Source organism: Sphingopyxis sp. YR583 (assembly GCF_900108295.1).
GTDB lineage: Bacteria > Pseudomonadota > Alphaproteobacteria > Sphingomonadales > Sphingomonadaceae > Sphingopyxis.
The window spans coordinates 658,361-676,641 of the sequence record NZ_FNWK01000002.1; the positions used below are offsets into that span (position 1 = coordinate 658,361).

General features: G+C 64.9%; 15 protein-coding genes. 3 read left to right on the plus strand and 12 right to left on the minus strand.

All coding sequences use genetic code 11. The features are described from left to right. Positions 1–2: 2 nt before the first annotated feature. The 7 genes from BLW56_RS15170 to BLW56_RS15200 all read right to left on the minus strand — a co-directional run bounded on the left by BLW56_RS15170 (position 3) and on the right by BLW56_RS15200 (position 8,240). Positions 3–287 carry an Hpt domain-containing protein gene (locus BLW56_RS15170; protein WP_177175977.1) on the minus strand — a complete coding sequence of 95 codons (285 nt, stop codon included), beginning with the start codon at positions 285–287 and terminating at the stop codon, positions 3–5. Further along, a complete protein-coding gene (locus tag BLW56_RS15175) occupies positions 280–651 on the minus strand; it encodes a response regulator (protein WP_093511490.1) in 372 nt (123 codons plus the stop codon). Before BLW56_RS15175 ends, BLW56_RS15170 begins: the two co-directional genes overlap by 8 nt. Further along, positions 648–2,816: a CHASE3 domain-containing protein gene (locus BLW56_RS15180; RefSeq protein ID WP_093511491.1), complete on the minus strand. Its 2,169-nt coding sequence runs from the start codon at positions 2,814–2,816 to the stop codon at positions 648–650. The genes BLW56_RS15175 and BLW56_RS15180 overlap by 4 nt, the downstream gene beginning before the upstream one ends. A gap of 211 nt (positions 2,817–3,027) precedes the next feature. After that, positions 3,028–4,119, minus strand: a complete 1,092-nt coding sequence (locus BLW56_RS15185) for an NADH:flavin oxidoreductase (protein ID WP_093511492.1) — start codon at positions 4,117–4,119, stop codon at positions 3,028–3,030. Between the two features lie 35 nt (positions 4,120–4,154). After that, positions 4,155–5,777 carry a flavin-containing monooxygenase gene (locus BLW56_RS15190; RefSeq protein WP_093511493.1) on the minus strand — a complete coding sequence of 541 codons (1,623 nt, stop codon included), beginning with the start codon at positions 5,775–5,777 and terminating at the stop codon, positions 4,155–4,157. Between the two features lie 90 nt (positions 5,778–5,867). After that, positions 5,868–7,463 (minus strand): AMP-binding protein, encoded by a 1,596-nt coding sequence (locus BLW56_RS15195; RefSeq protein ID WP_093511494.1) that lies wholly within the window; start codon positions 7,461–7,463, stop codon positions 5,868–5,870. 12 nt (positions 7,464–7,475) lie between these two features. Next, the gene (locus BLW56_RS15200; protein WP_093511495.1) at positions 7,476–8,240 is read right to left on the minus strand and encodes an enoyl-CoA hydratase/isomerase family protein; all 765 of its coding nucleotides are present in this window, start codon (positions 8,238–8,240) and stop codon (positions 7,476–7,478) included. A gap of 292 nt (positions 8,241–8,532) precedes the next feature. Between BLW56_RS15200 and BLW56_RS15205 the strand changes: the two genes are divergently transcribed. Both BLW56_RS15205 and BLW56_RS15210 read left to right on the plus strand, forming a co-directional pair. Then, on the plus strand, positions 8,533–10,710 hold the full coding sequence (locus BLW56_RS15205) for a TonB-dependent receptor (RefSeq protein ID WP_093511496.1): 2,178 nt from the start codon (positions 8,533–8,535) through the stop codon (positions 10,708–10,710). Between the two features lie 58 nt (positions 10,711–10,768). Continuing rightward, on the plus strand, positions 10,769–11,530 hold the full coding sequence (locus BLW56_RS15210; protein ID WP_093511639.1) for an SDR family NAD(P)-dependent oxidoreductase: 762 nt from the start codon (positions 10,769–10,771) through the stop codon (positions 11,528–11,530). Positions 11,531–11,536: 6 nt separating this feature from the next. On the opposite strand, the gene BLW56_RS15215 is transcribed toward BLW56_RS15210, so the two are convergent. The 3 genes from BLW56_RS15215 to BLW56_RS15225 form a co-directional block, all read right to left on the minus strand. Further along, positions 11,537–12,406, minus strand: a complete 870-nt coding sequence (locus tag BLW56_RS15215) for an SMP-30/gluconolactonase/LRE family protein (RefSeq protein WP_093511497.1) — start codon at positions 12,404–12,406, stop codon at positions 11,537–11,539. A gap of 90 nt (positions 12,407–12,496) precedes the next feature. Next, positions 12,497–13,306, minus strand: coding sequence for an IclR family transcriptional regulator (locus tag BLW56_RS15220; RefSeq protein ID WP_093511498.1), 810 nt, complete (start codon positions 13,304–13,306; stop codon positions 12,497–12,499). Between the two features lie 162 nt (positions 13,307–13,468). Continuing rightward, positions 13,469–14,353, minus strand: coding sequence for an alpha/beta fold hydrolase (locus tag BLW56_RS15225; protein ID WP_093511499.1), 885 nt, complete (start codon positions 14,351–14,353; stop codon positions 13,469–13,471). A 185-nt stretch (positions 14,354–14,538) separates the two neighbouring features. On the opposite strand from BLW56_RS15225, the gene BLW56_RS15230 reads away from it, so the two are divergent. Continuing rightward, the gene (locus BLW56_RS15230) at positions 14,539–15,867 is read left to right on the plus strand and encodes a spinster family MFS transporter (RefSeq protein WP_093511500.1); all 1,329 of its coding nucleotides are present in this window, start codon (positions 14,539–14,541) and stop codon (positions 15,865–15,867) included. Positions 15,868–15,885: 18 nt separating this feature from the next. Here BLW56_RS15230 and BLW56_RS15235 read toward each other — a convergent pair whose 3' ends face one another. Together BLW56_RS15235 and BLW56_RS15240 are read right to left on the minus strand one after the other, a co-directional pair. After that, positions 15,886–16,998: an acyl-CoA dehydrogenase family protein gene (locus BLW56_RS15235; protein ID WP_093511501.1), complete on the minus strand. Its 1,113-nt coding sequence runs from the start codon at positions 16,996–16,998 to the stop codon at positions 15,886–15,888. A 12-nt stretch (positions 16,999–17,010) separates the two neighbouring features. Then, positions 17,011–18,192 (minus strand): acyl-CoA dehydrogenase family protein, encoded by a 1,182-nt coding sequence (locus tag BLW56_RS15240; protein ID WP_093511502.1) that lies wholly within the window; start codon positions 18,190–18,192, stop codon positions 17,011–17,013. Positions 18,193–18,281: the final 89 nt, after the last annotated feature.

Here is an 18,281-nt window from a genome sequence, read left to right on the forward strand (position 1 = left end):
GGTCAGGCGCGATTTAGCTTCGCCATCTGCGCCAGCAAATCCTGTGTCAGGCCCACAATCTTTTCACTCGAAAGACCGGCGTCGACCGCTTCCTCGACCGCCCGCGCCGCGTCGCCTATCGCGCCATAGCCGAACATTCCTGCACGGCCCGCGAGGCTGTGCCCCAGCCGTGCCAGTTCGGCCCAGTCTTCGCGATCGAGCGCGGCCGCGATCTCTGCCGCCGCCTCCCCTGCCTGCGCGGCGAAGCGTTCGGCAATCGCGGCCAGGCGCGCGTCGATCTCAGCCATCGAGCAACGCATTCACCTGCCCCGCCAAAGCCATCGCGTCGAAAGGTTTGGCGAGCACGCCGCGCGCGCCGAGCTCGCGCAGCCGCTCGACCTCGTGCGCCTGTGTCCGCGCGGTGATGAACACCACCGGGATCGCCGCGGTCGCGGCATCCTGACGAAGGATTTCGAGTACGCCCGGCCCGTCGAGTTCGGGCATCATCACGTCGAGCAGGATCAGATCGGGCGCCCATTCGCGCGCCGCAGCCAGCCCTTCGCGGCCCGATCCGCATGTACGCACGACGAACGACGGGTCGAGTTCGAGCGCCATTTCGGCGACTTCGCGAATGTCATCCTCGTCATCGATATAGAGAATCCGACTGCTCATTTGCCGCCTCCGCCACTCACCCGCTTCGCCCCGATCCGGTCGGTCACTTCACGCACCAGCGTGTCGAGGCTGGCGCGCGATTTGACGAGGACAAGGTCGATACCCTCTTTCGGCGCACCGTCGATCTCCTGCGCGGTGAACAGGACGATTGGCAGGGTGGCCGATCGCTTGCGCAGCGGGGCGACAAGATCGGTCCCGCATCCGTCGAGCATCCCGATGTCGAGGATCGCGGCATCATAGCGCGTCCGCCGGATCGCGGCGCGCGCCTCGGCCACGCTCGGGGTCGAGTGGATCGCCGCCTTGCCATCGAACGCACTTGCCACGACCGCGAGCATGTCGGGATCGTCATCGACGTGAAGCACCACCGGCAGCGCGCTATCGCCGGGCAACGGCGCCGCGATCCCGGTCGGCGCCAGCACCGCCCCTGGCAATTCAGCCGCCGGCAGGTCGACGTGAAAGATGCTGCCCGCGCCTTCGACACTCTCGAAATCGACCGATCCGCCAAGCCGGACGACGATTTCGCGCACGATGCTGAGCCCGAGCCCCGTACCGCCCTTTTGCCGCGAGTCCGACGCATCGGCCTGTGCGAATTTGCCGAAGATGCGGTCGCGGAACGATTCGGGAATCCCCTCGCCCCGATCGATGACGCTGATCCGGTAACGCCGGTCGAGCGGCGTAACCCGGACGGTCACCGCTTCGCCGCGCCGTGAAAATTTGATCGCGTTCGACAGAAGATTTGTGACGACCTGCATCAAGCGATCCTCGTCGGCAAGGACGGCGACTCCGGCCGCAACCGGCTCGATATGGACCGGCACGCCATATTCGCCGGCGAACCCCGCAGTCTGGTGCTCGGCCGCCTCGAGCAGCGGGCCGAGCGCAAGCGGGCGGAGATCGAACTGCATACGCCCCGCCTCGATCTTCTCGATATCGAGGATGTCGTTGATCAACCGCACGAGACGCGCCGCATTGCTGTGCGCGATCTCGACCAGCCGGGCCGCTTTCGGCGGAATTTCGCCCGCCGCGCCGCCGCTGATCAGCCCAAGCGACCCCGCAATCGAGGTGAGCGGCGTGCGCAATTCATGGCTGACCGTCGCGACGAATTCGCCCTTCATCTGCTCGACTTCGCGGCGGTCGCTGATGTCGCGGATCACTGCGACGAACAGCGTGCCGTCGGCAAGGTGGACCGGGCTGACCGACACTTCGAGCGGAAAGGTCGCGCCATTCTGGCGGCGGCCGACGAACTCCTGGATCTGGCCGTAATTTTCCTTCCGGTTGGCCTTCAGCCGGCGCAGGAAGGTCTCGACCTGCCCGCGATCGGGCGCGATTTCAAAGAGCGAACCGATATCGCGCCGGAGCAGCGATTCAGACCGCAAGCCGAACATTTTTGCCGCAGACGGATTAAGGCTCTCGATGCTACCGCTCGGGTTCAGGACGATCATCCCGTCCTTGGCGCTGTCGAAAATCGCCTCCTGCCGCGCGGCGAGATCGCGCGCACGGCGATGCGCTTTTTTACGTGCCCATTGGCTGCGGGCGATCAGGACCGCCGATAGTGCAAGCAACAGGATCAGCCCGATCTGCAGCGTGAAGGTGCGATCGCGCAATCGTTCGCGGGCGGCATTGACCGCGATCGTCCGCTCTTCCAGCTTTCGCCGCTCAGCCTCCGATATCTCGCTGATAAGCAAGCGGATATGGTCCATCGACCGCTTGCCCTCGCCGCCTGCGATCATATCCACCGCAGCTTCACGCTGACCGCTTTCCACGAGGCCTATCGTCCGCGCCACGAATTGGCGCTTCTGCAACGACGTCCGGCGAAGCTCGTCGATCAATTGGCCCTGCCCATCGTTCCCCGCCAGCTTTTCAAACAGGTCGAAATTGGCATCGATGCGCGCCTCGGCGGCGCGATAGGGGGTCAAGAATGTCGGATCGCCGGTGATGACATAGCCGCGCTGACCGAGTTCGATGTCCTGATGCCGGGTCAACACGCCCTGCAAGGCGGCTCTTGCATCATAAGAGTTCGATACCTGCTGGCGTAACCGGGCATTTTGTTCGAACCCGCGGTCGGTCGCGAGCGAAAGGAAGAACAATATCAAAAGGGCGCCCGCACCGGTGACGATGAGCACCCAATTGTCCCTCAGCGCCCGCTGCCAACTTGCTGCCTTCCGCATGCCAGATAATCCTCCATGACGCGCCGACACGCCGCACAGGTTGGATCGATAGCAGAAGATGGTGACACACTCACGGAAACGAGTGGTTAATCAGCGGCATCCCCGCTGAGATGGGCCTTCAAGGACGCGATAGAAAATCGCGGAAGAGATCGACGTCGGGTGCTGGCACGATTGGCCGGCAATCGTCGGATCACCTCGCCTACAGGAAAGCCTATTCGACGGGCTCCGCTTCCACGAAGCCCGGCCAGCGCCGCATATAGTGGATGAAGAGATCGCTGAGCCCTTCCTCCCGCAAATGCTGGACCGAGACCGGAAGCTCCGGCGACCGATAGGCTGGATCGCGGCTGACTCGTTCGGGAAAGTCGTGGCGCAATATGGCCGCGCGGCCGATCATCACAAAATCGCACCCGGCGTCGAGCACCCACGCCGCATCCTCGGCATCCATCACCTTCCCCGCCGCACCCAGCCGGACGTTGCCGCGAGGCAAATCGGTAAAAAGGCTCATCAGCGAGCGGCCCTTGAACCGGTCATCCTCCGGCTCCTTGCGGACATCCCACAACGACATATCAAGATAGTCGATCTTTTCCTGTCGCAGCACCTCGGCCGCGACATCGCGAATTTCACTCAGTTCGAGGCCGAAACGTTCGGGCGAGAGCCGCAGGCCGAGCTGGAAATCGGGGCGGGTCGCGGCGCGGATGCCGTCGATGATCTCGAAGATGATCCGCGCACGATTCTCGATGCTGCCGCCATAGCGGTCGGTCCGCCGATTGCTCGCCGCCGACAGGAATTCGGCGAGAATATAGCCGTGCGCACCATGGATCTCGACGCCGTCGAACCCCGCCTGTTCGGCGCGCCGCGCACCCGCGATGAAATCGTCGCGCAGCGCCTCGACCTCGGCTTCGGACAGCGCGCGCACATTGCGTTCGGGCACCTCGGAAGGCGCCACCGGTTCGCCAATCAGTTCGGGTTCGGCGCGGCTGCCCGCATGATGCAGTTGCAACGACGAGAGCGAGCCGCGCGCCTCGATTCCCTCGGCAAGCGCTGCGAGCCCTTCGACATGATCGTCGGCAAAGGCGCCGAGTTGCCCCGTAAATCCCTGCCCTACCGGCTGGACATGCGCGGCGGCGGTCATCGTCAGCGCGAATCCGCCCGCCGCGCGCATCTCCAGCCAGTTGCGCTCGGCATCCGACAGCGTGCCGTCGGCATGGCTCTGCCGGTTGGTCAGCGGCGCAAGCATCAGCCGGTTCTTCATCGGCGCACCGCGCGCAAGAGCCAACGGCTCGAACAGCTTTTCGGACGACATACCGCTCACTCCATATCGGGACGCGCGCGCCGGACCTATCGCAGCGTGAAGCCGCGATATCCATCCGCCGCCGCGTCGGAACAGATTTCGCGGTAGCGGCCAAGCCCGCCGATGTAGACCGGAAAAGTTCGCGGTTTCCCCGGCACGTTGGCGCCGGTGTACCAGGTATTGGCCGTCGGATAGAGCGACAGCGAGCCCAGCGTCGTCACCTTCTTCATCCAGCCCTCTTCGGCGTCGGCATTCGCTTCGATCGAACGCAGACCATCGGCGCGCATATGGGTGATACAATCGCACACCCAATCGACATTCTGCTCGTTCAGCAGGATGAAGTTGGCGAGCGCCGACGGACCGTTCGGCCCCGCGATGACGAAGAGGTTCGGGAAACCCTCTATCATCAGCCCGAGGTGCGAGCGACCGCCGTCGGCCCATTTGTCCTTGAGCTTGCGCCCGTCCCTGCCTTCGATATCGATCGACAGCATCGCGCCCGTCAGCGCGTCATAGCCGATGGCGGCGATGATGATATCGACCTCGACCTCACCCTCGGCGGTGCGGATGCCCTTTTCGGTGATCTCGACGATCGGATGATCGAGGCAATCCTTCAGCGTCACATTGTCGCGGTTATAGGCTTCATAATAGCCGGTATCGAGGCAGGGGCGCCGCGCGAAGATCGGATAGCCGCGCGGCGTCAACCGGCGTGCCGTGTCGGGATCTTTCACCGTCTCGGCGATCTTGCCGCGCACGAATTCGGCGACCACCTCGTTGGCGTCGCGGTTGGTGAGCAGGTCCGAAAACAGGCCGAGGAAGGACAAGCCGCTATGCGCCCACGCATCCTCCATCAGCTTTTCGCTTTCAGCCGGCGTCACGCTGAATACCGGCCGATGCGTGATCGGACGCACGCCGCCGGTCAGCGAGTGGCGCGCAGCGGCACGCAGCCCCGGATAATGCGCCTTGATGTGCGCAACATAATCCGCGTCGAGCTTGCGGTTGCGCATCGGCAGCGTGAAGCTGGGCGTGCGCTGATAGACATAGAGATGTTCGGCCTGCTCGGCGACGACGGGGACGATCTGGATGCCCGACGATCCGGTACCGATCACCGCGACGCGCTTGCCTTTGAGGTCAACGTCATGGTGCGGCCATTTGCCCGACAGATAGAGCTCGCCCTTGAACGTGTCGGCGCCGGGAATGTCGACCTGCTTCGGCACCGAGAGCGGGCCGGTCGCCATCAGGCAATAGCTCGCCTCATAGACGTCGCCGCGATCGGTCTCGATCCGCCATAGCGCGGCTTCCTCGTCATAATGAACCGCAGTCGCGCGCGTTTCGAAACTGATGTCGCGCTTCAGGTCGAGCTTGTCGGCGACGAAGCGCGCGTAGGAGAGGATTTCGGGCTGCGCCGCGAACTGCTCGCTCCACGTCCATTCCTGCTGGATTTCGTCGGAGAAGGAATAGCTGTAATCGATGCTCATCACGTCGCAGCGCGCGCCGGGATAGCGGTTCCAGTACCAGGTGCCGCCAACATCGTCGCCCGCCTCGATCAGATGGACGTCGAGCCCCATGCCGCGCGTGCGGTGGAGGGCATACATGCCGCCGAAACCGGCGCCGATGATCAGCGCGTCGAGGCGGCGGGGGGTCGTGTCGGGGAAGGAATTGGCCTGTTGCATCGGAAATCCTTGGGAGAGTCTTTGATCGGTCGTCGGGCGGCGAAGTCCCCGGCCCGCGCGTCCGCCCCGGACGCTGCGGGCCGGAGACGATCAGCCAGTGGACGTCCGGGCTGAAATTTCGGCACGCGCGAGGCCCATCCCGCTGCGATAGTCGCTCTTCCCGCTCGCATGGCGCGGCAGGACGGCGACGCGGATGATCGTGCGCGGCTGCTTGTAGGCGGCAAGGTCGAGCGACAGCGCGGCGCGCAGCGCCTCGTCGTCCGGTGCATCGCCTGCCTCGATCAGCGCGGTAACGACACTGCCCCATTTGGGATCGGGCAGGCCGAACACCATCGCATCGGCGACGCCGTCGACGCGTTTCAGCGCCTCCTCCACCTCTTCGACGAAGACCTTTTCGCCGCCGGTGTTGATGCACATGCTGCCGCGCCCGAGCAGGCGAAAGCGCCCATCGGGCAGGCGTTCGGCCATGTCGCCGGGGACGGCATAGGCCTGCCCGTCGATCGTGCGATAGACGCTCGCGGTCTTTTCGGGATCGCCATGATAGCCGGCGCCGAACGGCGGTCGGCGGGCGAGCCAGCCCGAGCCGACTTCGTCGTCGGCGAGCACCCGGCCGCTATCCTGATCGACGATAACCGTCTGCGGCCCCGGTTCGAATAGCCCGGTCGGGGTCGCACGATCCTTGTTGGTGATCGCATAGCCAAAGCCCGACGCTTCGGACGCGCCGAGGATGTCGAGCAGGGTGAGCTGCGGCAAAGCCTCAAGCAAAGCCGCCTTCACCTGCTCCGACCACATCAGCCCTGCCGACGAGATCAGCCGCAGCGCCGACAGATCCCAGCGACCCGGATTGGCGAGCAAAGTGTCGGCCATCGGCCGCGCGAACGCATCACCGACGATCAGGATACGCGTAACCTTGTGCCGCTCGGCCTCGCTCCACAATTCCTCGGCGCTGAAACGGTCCGACGGCAGCAGCACCGCCGTGCCGCCGACGAGCAGTTCGGCGAGCGAGCTGTTGAGCCCCGCACCGTGCATCAACGGACAGGCGGGCATGACGCGCCCCGCCGCGCCCTTCAACACCTGCGCGATGTGGTCGTCCATGCTCGCGGGAGTCGAAACGGCGACCGGCGATTCGAGCTGCGACCGCCGCGCATCGGCCGAGCGCCACATCACGCCCTTCGGCCGCCCCGTGGTGCCGCCCGTATAAAGAAGATAACCGTCGTCGGGCGAACGCCGGATATCCAGCGGCGACGCGTCACCCTCCAACACGATTTCATCATAGGCGCCGTCGCTGCCGATCTGCACCGCATAGGTCAGATGGTCGATCGCTCCGCCGAGCAACGACGCAACGACGGGACCGAACTCGTCCTGATAGAACAGCCCCGCCGCCTGACAGTCGCGCAGCACATATTCGATCTCGGACGTGGTGTAGCGATAGTTCAGATTGACGTGCGTCAGCCGCGCCTTGAACGCCGCTGCTGCAATCTCGATGAACTCGGGGATATTGCGAGCGAGGATCGCGATACGCGCACCGGCGGGCAACCCCGCCATGAGCATCGCGCGCGCCAGCCGGTTGGTTCGGGTGTCGAAATCCGCCCAGCTCGTGACATGATCGCCGCGAATGATCGCCGGCCGATCGCCCGGCACGTGCGCTGCGGTCGCGTCCAGCAGGTCGCCGAAATTCCAGTCCATGACGGCTTGCCCTCAGCGGCCCTGGAAAACCGGCGCGCGCTTTTCGACGAACGCCGCGACAGCTTCCTGCGCGTCATAGGACGTCGACAGCTTCGCCGTGTTCCCCTGTTCGTAGATATAGCCGTCGCGCAGCGTCATATTCTCGATCGTGCGCATGCTGTCCTTGGCATAGCGCGTCGCAAGCGGGCTCTTCGACGCGATGACTTTCGCCATGTCCATGCAGTAAGGCAGCAGTTCATCGGCAGGCAGGCAGGCCTCGATGATACCGCGACGATACATTTCGGCGGCGGGCGCGCGATAGCCGGTGAGCATCATGCGGCGCGTCAGCGAGTGCGGGACGATGCGAGAGGTGTGCTTGCCGCCGCCCATCAGACCGACGTCGATCTCGGGCAGGCCGAACACAGCATTTTCAGAGGCGACGATGATGTCGCAGCTCGCGGCAAGGCCGAAACCTGCGCCGAGCGCGGGGCCGTTTACCGCGGCGATGACGGGCTTGGCGCAATCGGCGATCGAATATGCGACTTCGCGGACGACGCGGTTGCGGTTCCAGCGCTTGCCGGGGATCGAGAGGTCGGGCCGGTTCTTGAGGTCGGCGCCGGCGCTGAAGCATTTGCCCGCACCGGTCAGCACGGCGACGCGAACATCGTCGCGGTCGTTGAAGCTGTCGAAGACGTCGGTGAGTTCCTGGAGCATGTCCAGCGCGGCGGCGTTGACCGGCGCATTATCCAATGTGACGAGCGCGACATAATTATCGATTTCGGTGCGAATGCTGCTCATTGATTTGTCTCCCATTTGCCGGGGGTCATTGCACCGCACCGGTTCGATGGGGTCGCGAAAGCCGCAAGACCCGCCAAAAATCTCATTCTGGATTGAAAGCCGTCGTGCGGAATCGCGATTGTGATTATCGGCGCCCTTCCGGCCGCACACATTGCTCTTCACGCCGCAAAGCAAGAACGGGGGCCGGTCGCCCTTCACGGGGCGGCGACACGATTTAAAGCCAGCGCACCCCCTTCGAGGCGAATCGCCACCGAAAGGAAGAACGGAAGCGCGATTCACCAGGGAGTGGACAATGAACACACACAGCAAGCGTCTTTTGGCGGGAGTCGGTTTTGCAGCCATGATGATGGCAGCGCCCGCATTCGCGCAGGACGACACCGCTCAGGACGACAGCGCGCAGGAAGAAGCGCAGTCGAACGGCGGCGGCCTCGGCGACATCATCGTGACCGCGACCAAGCGCGGATCGGCGCAGAATGTGCAGGACGTTCCCATCGCGATTACCGCGTTCGGCTCGAACGAACTCGACAGCATCCACGCGCGCTCGATCTCCAGCGTCAGCTACGCGGTTCCCAACGCCTCGCTCGAAAGCGTCGGCACGACGCCGGGCTATGCGAATTTCTCGATCCGCGGCCTCGGCATCAACAGCTCGATCCCCTCGATCGACCCGACCGTCGGCGTCTTCGTCGACGGCGTCTATCTGGGCGTCAGCGCCGGCGTGCTCTTCGACACCTTCGACCTTGAAGGCGTCGAAATCCTCCGCGGACCGCAGGGCCTGCTGTTCGGGCGTAACGTGACCGGCGGCGCTGTGCTCCTGCGCACCACCACCCCGTCGAACCGCTTCCGCCTCGATGCGAAGGCGGGCCTGTCGACCGGCCTCGAAAAGCGCGCGAGCATCTCGGTCTCGGGTCCGATCGCGGGCGACGTGCTCAGCGGCAAGGTGGCCGTCTATTACAACGACGACGATGGCTGGTTCAAAAACGATTTCGACGGGAAGAAGATCGGCGGCAGCGAAACGCTGATCATGCGCTCGGCGCTTCGCCTTCAGCCCAACGATACATTCGACCTCGTGCTGCGCTACGAACATGGCCGCATCCGCGGCGACGGTCCGGCGGTCACCAACCACGGCCTCTACCCGCGCGACAGCTTCCGTGTGAACCAGAACTACGCCGGCTTCGTCAAAACCGACTGGGATCAGGGCATCGCCGAACTCAACATCGACACCGCGTTCGGCGACGGCAAGATCACCAACATCGCCGCCGTCCGCGCGCTCAGCAATGACTCGGGCGCCGACGTCGACGGTTCGCCCGCTACAAACCTGCACTCGCGCAACAATATCCACCAGTGGCAGTTCAGCAACGAGCTGCGCTACGCGGGCACTTTCGGCGCGTTCGACGTCACCACGGGGCTCTTCTATTTCAACCAGGACATCAACTACGCCGAACAGCGCCTGTTGTCGGGCGGTGCGCTGACCGTTTCGGGCGGCGGCCGCCAGAAGCAGCGCACCGGCGGCGTCTTCGCCACTGTCGACTGGCACGCCACCGAGCAGCTGACCTTCAGCCTCGGCGCACGCTATTCGGCCGAGGAAAAGGACGTGCAGGTCCGCTCGATCGGCGTCGGCGGCTGCAACCTCGACACGCTCCGCTGCAGCTATGACTTCACCGACAAGGACAGCTGGGACGGCTTCACGCCGCGCATCGGGGTCCAGTTCAAGCCGACCGAAGACACGTTGCTCTATGCCTCGTTCGCCAAGGGCTTCCGCAGCGGCGGCTATAATTTCCGCAACCTCAACCCCAATGTCGATCCCGGTCCGTTCGATCAGGAAAAGCAGGATGCCTATGAAATCGGCCTGAAGCAGGATTTCGGCGGTTTTGCGCGCGTCAATATCGCGGGCTTCTACAGCCGCATCAACGGCACGCAGCGCGAATTCCAGGCGCCCTTCGCGCCCTTCGGCAACTTCCAGATCATTACCAACGCCGCCGATGTGTCAATCAAGGGGATCGAAGGCGAAGTTCTGTTCAAGCCCGCGCGCGGCCTGACGATCGCCGGCCAGTTCGGCTACACCAAGGGCAAATATGAAGACATCCTGTTCGACCTCAACGCCGACGGGGTGATCAACGACACCGACTATGCGCTGAAGCTGCCGCGCCTGTCGCCGTGGAGCTATGGCGGCTCGATCACCTATGCGACGAACGTCGGCGGCGATTTCGATGTCGAGGGCCGCGTTGGCGCCAACTACCGCGATGCCGCTTTCTACAACGACCAGAACACCGGCCTGCTCCGCGCCGCGACGATGGTCGATGCCAGCCTGGCGGTCACGCACGGCCGGGTGAAGGTGTCGGTTTACGGCAACAACCTCCTGAACGAAGCGACGTTCGGGACCGAGGCGCCCCTGCCCTTCTTTGCTGGTTCGACCTTCTCCCCGCTCAACAAGGGCCGGGTCTACGGCGTCGAAGTCGGATATAAATTCTAACCCTCTCTCCCCTTGGAGCCCGCCAAAAGCGGGCTCCTTTTTTATGGGCACGATCAAAATGACGAAATCACTCGAAGGGCGCGTCGCGCTCGTCACCGGCGCGTCGCGCGGCCTGGGCCGCGACATCGCGCTGAAACTCGCCGGAAACGGCGCATCGATCGCTTTGCTCGACCGCAAGGCACATTGGGCCGACGATCTGGTCGAGCAGATCGCAGCCGGTGGCGGCAAGGCGATCGCACTCGGCTGCGACGTGTCCGATGGCGCCGCGCTGCATGAAGCGTTCGATACCGCGGCCGCCGAACTCGGCGGGATAGATATCGTCGTCAATAACGCGATGTGGACCAAATATTCGCCGATCGAAGGCATCGACGCGGAAAGCCTCGATCGCATGCTCGGCGTCGGCATCGCCGGTATCATATGGGGCACACAGGCGGCAGCGAAGCATATGCGCGCGCGCGGCGCCGGATCGATCGTCAACATCGCTTCGGTGTCGGCGCACCTCGGACTGCCGAACGCGATGGTCTATTGCGGGATCAAGGCAGCGGTCGAGGGCATGACGCGCTCGTCGGCGATCGAACTCGCGCCCTCGGCGATCCGTGTCAACGCCGTCGCCCCGTCGACCGTCGCGACCGAGGGTGTCCGCGCGATGCTCGACGATGCCACATTCGAAGCCCGCGTCGCGAGCACCCCGCTCGGCCGGCTCGGCGAGACGTCGGATATTGCGGAGGCGGTGCTCTTCTTCGCCGACGGCGACCGTTCGGGCTTCGTCACCGGCCAGTCGCTCCTCGTCGACGGCGGCATCTCGATCGCGCTCCGCTAAGCGCGGTCAGCGATAGACACCTTCCGCGATTCCGGGGACGTCGAGTCCCCGGATCGCGGTGATCCGGCCGGCCTTGGGATGATCGGCGACCAGCCGGTGCCCCGAATTGGCGATGCTCGTCAGATAGAGAATGTCGAGATTCGGTCCGCCAAAGGCGGGGCAGGACGGATAAGGCAGCGGCACCGGGATCGACCGCAACAATTTGCCTTCGGACGAATAGCAACCGACAGCTTGCGCCAGCACCAGCGCGACCCAGATCCGTCCTCCCGCATCGACTGTCGCGCCATCCGCGCCCGACCCGCCATGCACCTGGCAGTCGACCAGATCCTGCCGCTTGCCGACCCCGCCGGTCGCCTGGTCATAGGCATAGCGGCGCAGCTTGCCGTCGAGGCTGTCGGCGAAATAGAGTGTGTCGCCGTCGGGCGAGAAACAGATGGCATTGCCGATCCCGATCCCGCTCTCGATCTGCTCGGTGGCGCCGTCGGCGTCGAGCCGGAACAGCGCCCCGGCGCCCAAGGCATCGCCCGTCCGCATCGACGCACAAAGAAAGCGCCCCGCGCGGTCCGCCTTGCCGTCGTTGAGCCGCGTCCCCGCCGCCATCGCGGGACGCGCGACCGGCGACAATTCGCCGTTGCCCGTATCGAACCGGTAAAATCCGTCGGACAGCGCGACAATCAATCCGCCTTCGGCCAGCCCGATGCTGCCGACCGGCTGGTCCAGCGTCCATTCGGACTGCTCGCGGCCTTCGGCATCGCTCGAGTGGAGGCGCCCCGCCGTGGAATCGACCCACCAAAGCCGTTCGCTGCGATGGTCCCACAGCGGACTTTCGCCGAGACCGGCAACACCGGCGTCCAGCAAATCGATATCGACGGGCATAAAATCTCCTCTTCGCCGCGACGATAGGGCTCGACGCGGCGCGGGTATCATTTGCCGGACCGGGGCCCGGATTTATTTCAGATGAAATGCTTATTCGGCGGCGACGTCATATTCGTCGAGATCCTCCTCACCGGTAGGACGCTGGTCCTGCGGGTAACGCTCGTGAAACTCCGCGATCGTCTCGCGCATGATTTCGACGAACTCCGCACGCCGCGGCGACAGCCGTTCGGTCGTGCCGCCGATCCCGATGACGAGCGGAATCCCGTGGCTGCTCTCGCCCAGCGGCATCGCGATCGATGCGATCCCCGGCACCGGATGTTCGGGCCAGTAACAATAGCCGGTGTGACGGATCCAGCGGATCCGGCTCATCACATCTTCCAGGGTGATCGCCTTGTCGGGATTGAGCTCATAATAGTTCGAATAGCGATAGATCTTGTCGATCTCGCGATCGCGCATCCGGCTCATCAGGGCCATTCCCGCCGTCGCGTCGAGCATCAAACGCATCTCGCCCGGGCTGGGCGGGCGCTTGTGCGGGTGGTCGGGTGTACGCATCATCACATATTGGATGAACAGGTCGTTCTGCGTGACGAGGACGACCGTTTCCTCGGTCTTGCGGAACAGCTCGTCGATCAGCCAGTTGTAGCCGTTACCGAAAGCGACATGGCCGTAAAGCCAGCTACCGAGCGATGCGACCTGCAAGGTCGGCAGATAGGTGCGCGTGTTGCGATTGTAGTTGAGATAGCCCTCGATCACCATGCTCTTCAGCAGGTTTGTCGTGCTCGACTGCGGATAACCGAGCGCCGAGTAGATTTCGTTGAGCCGCAACGGGGCACGGCGGTCGCGAAACAGTTCGAGCACTTCGAAGGTGCGCGAGGCCGATTTGACAGGTTTTCTCTTCATCTCTCCATCCCAACAACGAGAAGGCGTTGGCGCCTTGAGCGGTGGGTCCAATCGCCGTCCTGCGACGGTCTCTGATGAAGGCATGATAACTTCAAAGACCGCCCCGCGGCCAAAACCGCGGGTTTCACGGCCCATATCACATATGTGATTTCTCTTCGAGCCTCAGATGCGTGCCATGGCTGCAGTCAAATGCGCCGAAATACGCTCGCCCCACGCCTGCCGAAGCCGCGGCGGACCGTCATGTCCCATCGTCTCGTCGATCTCGATCGCCGCGCCGGAGATCGCTTCCGCTGTCTCCACCGCACGGGCCAGCGGGATCACCCTGTCATGGCGGCCGTGCAGGATCAGCGTCGGAACGCGAACCGCGCCGAGCGGCGCGCGCAGGTCGGGGGCCGCAAGGCTCGCGGCGAAGTGGCGCGCAGTGCCGCCAGCGTGGATGCCGTGTCGCCAAGCGATCCGCGCTTCCTCGGCGATGCGCTCCGCATCGAAATCTTCCGCCATGCCGTTCGCCTGCGCGACCGCAAGCTGGCGCGACGCATAGGCGTCTTCGTCGGGAATATTTTCGGCCATCAACCGATCGAGCGCCGCGTCGGGAACCGCATCGGCCATCGACCGGCTCATCGCCATCACGAGCGCGAGGCTCAACACCCGATCGGGATGCCGAACCGCAAGCTGCTGCGCGACGAGGCCGCCGATCGAGCGCCCGATAAAATGCGCCGCCGCGACGCCTTCGGCATCCATCACCGCCAGCACATCCGCGGCCATGTCTCCGATATCATAGGGTGGCTGCGCAGCGCCCTCGCCCAGCGCCGCGGCCTTGATCGCATGCAGATCGGGCATCGCGCCGGTCATTGGGGTCGAACGACCGGTATCGCGACTGTCGATACGGATCGGTACGAACCCCGCCGCCACAATCGGCGCGCAAAAGCCATAGTCGAAATCGGTCGACGGGCGCCCGGCCCCTGCGAGCAGGATCACGACCGGGCCGTTCCCCGCCGCCATGCGCTGATAATGGATGCGAACGGCGCCGTTCGTCGCAAAGGCCATGCGGCTTTCTCCTCAACGCTCGTCTGCTCGGTGCGCGCGGCCGGCGCGAGCGCGACACGCCGGACGCGCGACATATCAGCATGGGGATAATCGCCGCGTCGCACCGCACCTCCCCTGCGTCCGCCGAACTCGCGCCTAAGATGCGACAACGAAAGACGGGCGACGTGCCCGCCACGGAGAGGCAAATGACCGGCGACACCATCCCCCATACCGACGACACCCGGCCGACGCGCATGCCCTATGGCGCGCTGTCGCTGCTGATGATCGTCTATGCCTTCAACATGCTCGACCGGCAGATCGTGACGATCCTCGTCGAGCCGATGAAGACCGACCTGAACCTTGCCGACTGGCAGATCGGGATGATCAGCGGCCTCGCGTTCGCGCTCTTCTATACCTTGCTCGGCATCCCGCTCGCGCGCATCGCCGACCGCGGCAATCGCGTCGGAATGATCGCCATCGCGCTGTTCGTCTGGAGCGGCTTCACCGCGCTTTGCGGCCTCGCGCGCAACTTCACCGAATTGCTGCTCGCACGCATCGGCGTCGGTGTCGGCGAAGCTGGCTGCACCCCCGCAGCGCACAGCCTGATCACCGATTATGTTCCGCGCGAACAACGCGGCCGTGCGCTCGCGCTTTATTCGCTCGGCGTTCCGGTCGGCTCGCTCGCGGGCCTCGTCCTCGGCGGCATCTTGCTCGCCAGCCTCGGCTGGCGCGCGGCGTTCCTGATCGCCGGCGTCCCGGGCATCCTGCTCGCGGTGATCGTCTGGTTCACGCTCGACGAACCGCGCAAGCGCACCCTCACCACACAGACTGCCGTCCCGCATATGCCGCTGGGTCAGGTGCTCGCGACGCTGCGCCGTCTCCCCAGCTTCTGGCTGATCTCCTTCGGCACCGCGATGGGCGCCTTCGGCTATTATGGCCAGGCCTCCTTCTTCGGCTCGCTCTACATGCGCACCCATGCGACCGGAATCGACACGATGGCGGCCGGCTGGGGCGTCCCGCCGACCGTCTTCCTCGGGCTGAGCCTCGGGCTGATCGTGGGGCTCGTCGGCATGGTTGGTACGTTCGTGGGCGGCCAGCTCGCCGACCGCGCCGCGCGCCGCGGGATTCGGGGCTATACGCTCGTCCCCTCAACCTCGCTCGTGATCGCCGCTCCGCTGTTCGCGGGCGCCGCGCTCGCTCCTACCGTCGCCTTGTCCTTCACCTTCCTGAGCTGCGCGATCTTTGTACATGCACTCAACTATGGATCGGTCTTCGCGTCGGTACAGACGCTCGTCCCCGCCCGCGTGCGCGCGATGGCAGCGGCGGTGCAATTGTTCGTGACCAACGCGATCGGCCTCGCATTGGGGCCGCTGTTCGTCGGCATCGCCAGCGACCTGCTGGCACCGTCGCTCGGCAGCGAGCAAGGGCTGCGCGCGGCGATGGCGCTTGTCGCGCTGCCGCTCGCGATCGGGTCTTTGCTGTTCTGGCTGGCGGGTCGCCGGATCGAAGCCGACGAAGCAAAGCAGGGCGCCTGAGGCGCCCTGCAAAATCGCTTAGCGGGTCAGTTCCGCAAACCGCGCCTTGTGATGGTCGCGGTCGCCGTGCGCGAGGTCGAGCATCATCTGGCGGCGGAGGTGATGGCTGACGATCAGTTCCTCGCTTGTGCCGACGCCGCCATGAAGCTGCACCGCCTGCTGCGCAACCGCGATACCGCATTGCGCGACGCGGACCTTGGCCGCCGCGATCAGCGAGGATGCCTCGCCCCCGCTCGCGAGCTGCGAGGCAGCGACCATCATCAGCGCGCGCGCTTCCTCGCACGCGACGCTCATGTCGACGACCTTGTGCTGCACGACCTGGAAGCTGCCGATCGGCGCGCCGAATTGCTGGCGCGTGCGGACATATTCGAGTGTCGCTTCGACCGCCGCCTCCATCGACCCGACCGCCTCGGCCAGATGCGCGACGATCGCGCGGTCGAGCGCAGCGTCAATGCGGCCGGCGGCCTTGCCCACCGCGCCGACCGGAATGCCCGCGACGCCAGTCAGGTCGAGGCTGCAATGGCGGTGGCTGTCGACCGAACGGAAGCGCTGGATGGTCAAGCCTTCGGCGCTCGCCGGGACGAGGAACAGGCTGACGCCATCGCGCTCGCCCGAAACGCCCGACGTGCGCGCCGACACCAGATACCAGTCGGCATCCGCGCCATCCTCGACATGCGCCTTGGCGCCCGTCAGCCTGAAGCCATCGCCGTCGGCCGCTGCAGTCGTTGCAATCGAAGCGACATCGAACCCCTCATCCTCGATCAGCGCCGCGGCGATCCGGACCTGCCCGGCCCCGACCTGCTCCAGCAGCGCACGGCAATGGTCGCCGCCCCCCGCCATCAGCGCAGGCGCCAGCACGCAGTAGGAGACATAGGCGTCGGTCATCAGGTGACGTCCAACGCCTTCCATGATCGCCATGATCTCGACCGGGCCGCCGCCCAGCCCGCCTTCGTCCTCGGCGATCGGCAGCATCAGCCAGCCTAGTTCGGCCATCTGCGCCCAGCGGCGCGCGCTTCCCTCTGTTCCTTCGGCAAGGCGCTTGAGCCGGTCGGCCGCGTTCCACTCGTCGGAGCCGAAGCGCAGGGCGCTGTCGTGCAGCATCTGCTGCTCGTCATTATAGGCGAACTGCATGGATCTTCTCCCTCAAAGGCCGAGCGCGCGGCGCGCGATGATGTTGCGCTGGATCTCGCTCGACCCGCCATAGATAGTGGTGACGCGCGCATAGAGCGCGCCCTTCAGCGCAAAGGGCATGTCCTCCGGCAGCACGCTGTCGTCGTCGAGGGCCGCGAAATGCTGCGCTTTCGGTCCCAGCGCCTCGACCCACAAAGCGGTCGCCTGCTGCGTCAATTCGGACCAGCGCAGCTTGACCATCGACCCGCGTGGGCCGGAGTCGGCGCCCGCCGCGGCGTCGGCCATCAGGCGCAACACCATCGCCTGCACCGCCATCGCCTCGATCTCGACCTGTGCCAGCTTCGCCTTGAATTCGGGCTTGTCGATCAACAGGCCGTTCGCGGTCCGGCGGCGCGTCGCGGCCGCGCGCACCGCGCGCAGCGTCTGCGGCAGGAACATCGCGGTCGCCGCAGCGACCATCCGTTCGCGATCAAGCAGCACCTTGCCGTAATTCCAGCCCATGCCCTCCTCGCCGACGACATTGGCGGCGGGAATACGGACATCGTCGAGGAACACCTCGTTCGTGTGATGCTTTTCATCCAGCGTGTGGATCGGGCTGATGCGGATGCCCGGCGTGTCCATGTCGACGAGCATCAGCGAAATGCCCTGCTGCCGCCGCCCCTCGTTCGAGGTGCGGGCGAGAATGAACATGCGATCGGCGACATGGGCATAACTGGTCCACATCTTGTGCCCGTTGACGATATAATGATCGCCATCGCGGTCGGCGCGGGTGCGCAGCGCCGCAAGGTCCGATCCGGCGCCGGGCTCCGAATAGCCCTGACACCACCAATCCTCGCCGCTGATGATACGCGGCAGGTAGAAATCCTTCTGCGCCTGGCTGCCATAGGTGAAGATGATCGGGCCGATCAGTTCGAGCCCCTGATGAAATTGCGCGGGTGCATCGGCCGCCGACGCTTCGGACCAGAAGATATGCAGTTGCTGCGGAGTCCAGCCGGTGCCGCCATATTCCTTGGGCCAGGTGGGCGCGCCCCAGCCGCGCTCGGCCAGACGGCGCTGATAGGCGACGAGATTCTCGGGCGACAGGCGCAGCCCGGCACGAACGGTCTTTTTCCAGTCTTCGGGAATCGAGTTCGCGAAAAATTCGCGTACCTCTTGCTGAAACTCCCGGTCTTCGGGCGCCAGGTCCAGATTCATCGTCGCTTCTCCCAATCGATTGGATCGGGCTTAGCTCCTGCACGGTCCCGCTGGCTCGCCGGCAGCAAGCGACCGCGCCAATTTCGCAA

Excerpts from the sequence above, each read along its gene's own strand:
- BLW56_RS15215 (WP_093511497.1), bottom strand. The coding sequence starts at position 12,406 with ATGCCCGTCGATATCGATTTGCTGGACGCCGGTGTTGCCGGTCTCGGC.
- BLW56_RS15235 (WP_093511501.1), bottom strand. The coding sequence starts at position 16,998 with ATGCAGTTCGCCTATAATGACGAGCAGCAGATGCTGCACGACAGCGCC.
- BLW56_RS15180 (WP_093511491.1), bottom strand. The coding sequence starts at position 2,816 with ATGCGGAAGGCAGCAAGTTGGCAGCGGGCGCTGAGGGACAATTGGGTG.
- BLW56_RS15200 (WP_093511495.1), bottom strand. The coding sequence starts at position 8,240 with ATGAGCAGCATTCGCACCGAAATCGATAATTATGTCGCGCTCGTCACA.
- BLW56_RS15230 (WP_093511500.1), top strand. The coding sequence starts at position 14,539 with ATGACCGGCGACACCATCCCCCATACCGACGACACCCGGCCGACGCGC.
- BLW56_RS15220 (WP_093511498.1), bottom strand. The coding sequence starts at position 13,306 with ATGAAGAGAAAACCTGTCAAATCGGCCTCGCGCACCTTCGAAGTGCTC.
- BLW56_RS15225 (WP_093511499.1), bottom strand. The coding sequence starts at position 14,353 with ATGGCCTTTGCGACGAACGGCGCCGTTCGCATCCATTATCAGCGCATG.
- BLW56_RS15210 (WP_093511639.1), top strand. The coding sequence starts at position 10,769 with ATGACGAAATCACTCGAAGGGCGCGTCGCGCTCGTCACCGGCGCGTCG.
- BLW56_RS15195 (WP_093511494.1), bottom strand. The coding sequence starts at position 7,463 with ATGGACTGGAATTTCGGCGACCTGCTGGACGCGACCGCAGCGCACGTG.
- BLW56_RS15190 (WP_093511493.1), bottom strand. The coding sequence starts at position 5,777 with ATGCAACAGGCCAATTCCTTCCCCGACACGACCCCCCGCCGCCTCGAC.
- BLW56_RS15170 (WP_177175977.1), bottom strand. The coding sequence starts at position 287 with ATGGCTGAGATCGACGCGCGCCTGGCCGCGATTGCCGAACGCTTCGCC.
- BLW56_RS15240 (WP_093511502.1), bottom strand. The coding sequence starts at position 18,192 with ATGAATCTGGACCTGGCGCCCGAAGACCGGGAGTTTCAGCAAGAGGTA.
- BLW56_RS15185 (WP_093511492.1), bottom strand. The coding sequence starts at position 4,119 with ATGTCGTCCGAAAAGCTGTTCGAGCCGTTGGCTCTTGCGCGCGGTGCG.
- BLW56_RS15205 (WP_093511496.1), top strand. The coding sequence starts at position 8,533 with ATGAACACACACAGCAAGCGTCTTTTGGCGGGAGTCGGTTTTGCAGCC.
- BLW56_RS15175 (WP_093511490.1), bottom strand. The coding sequence starts at position 651 with ATGAGCAGTCGGATTCTCTATATCGATGACGAGGATGACATTCGCGAA.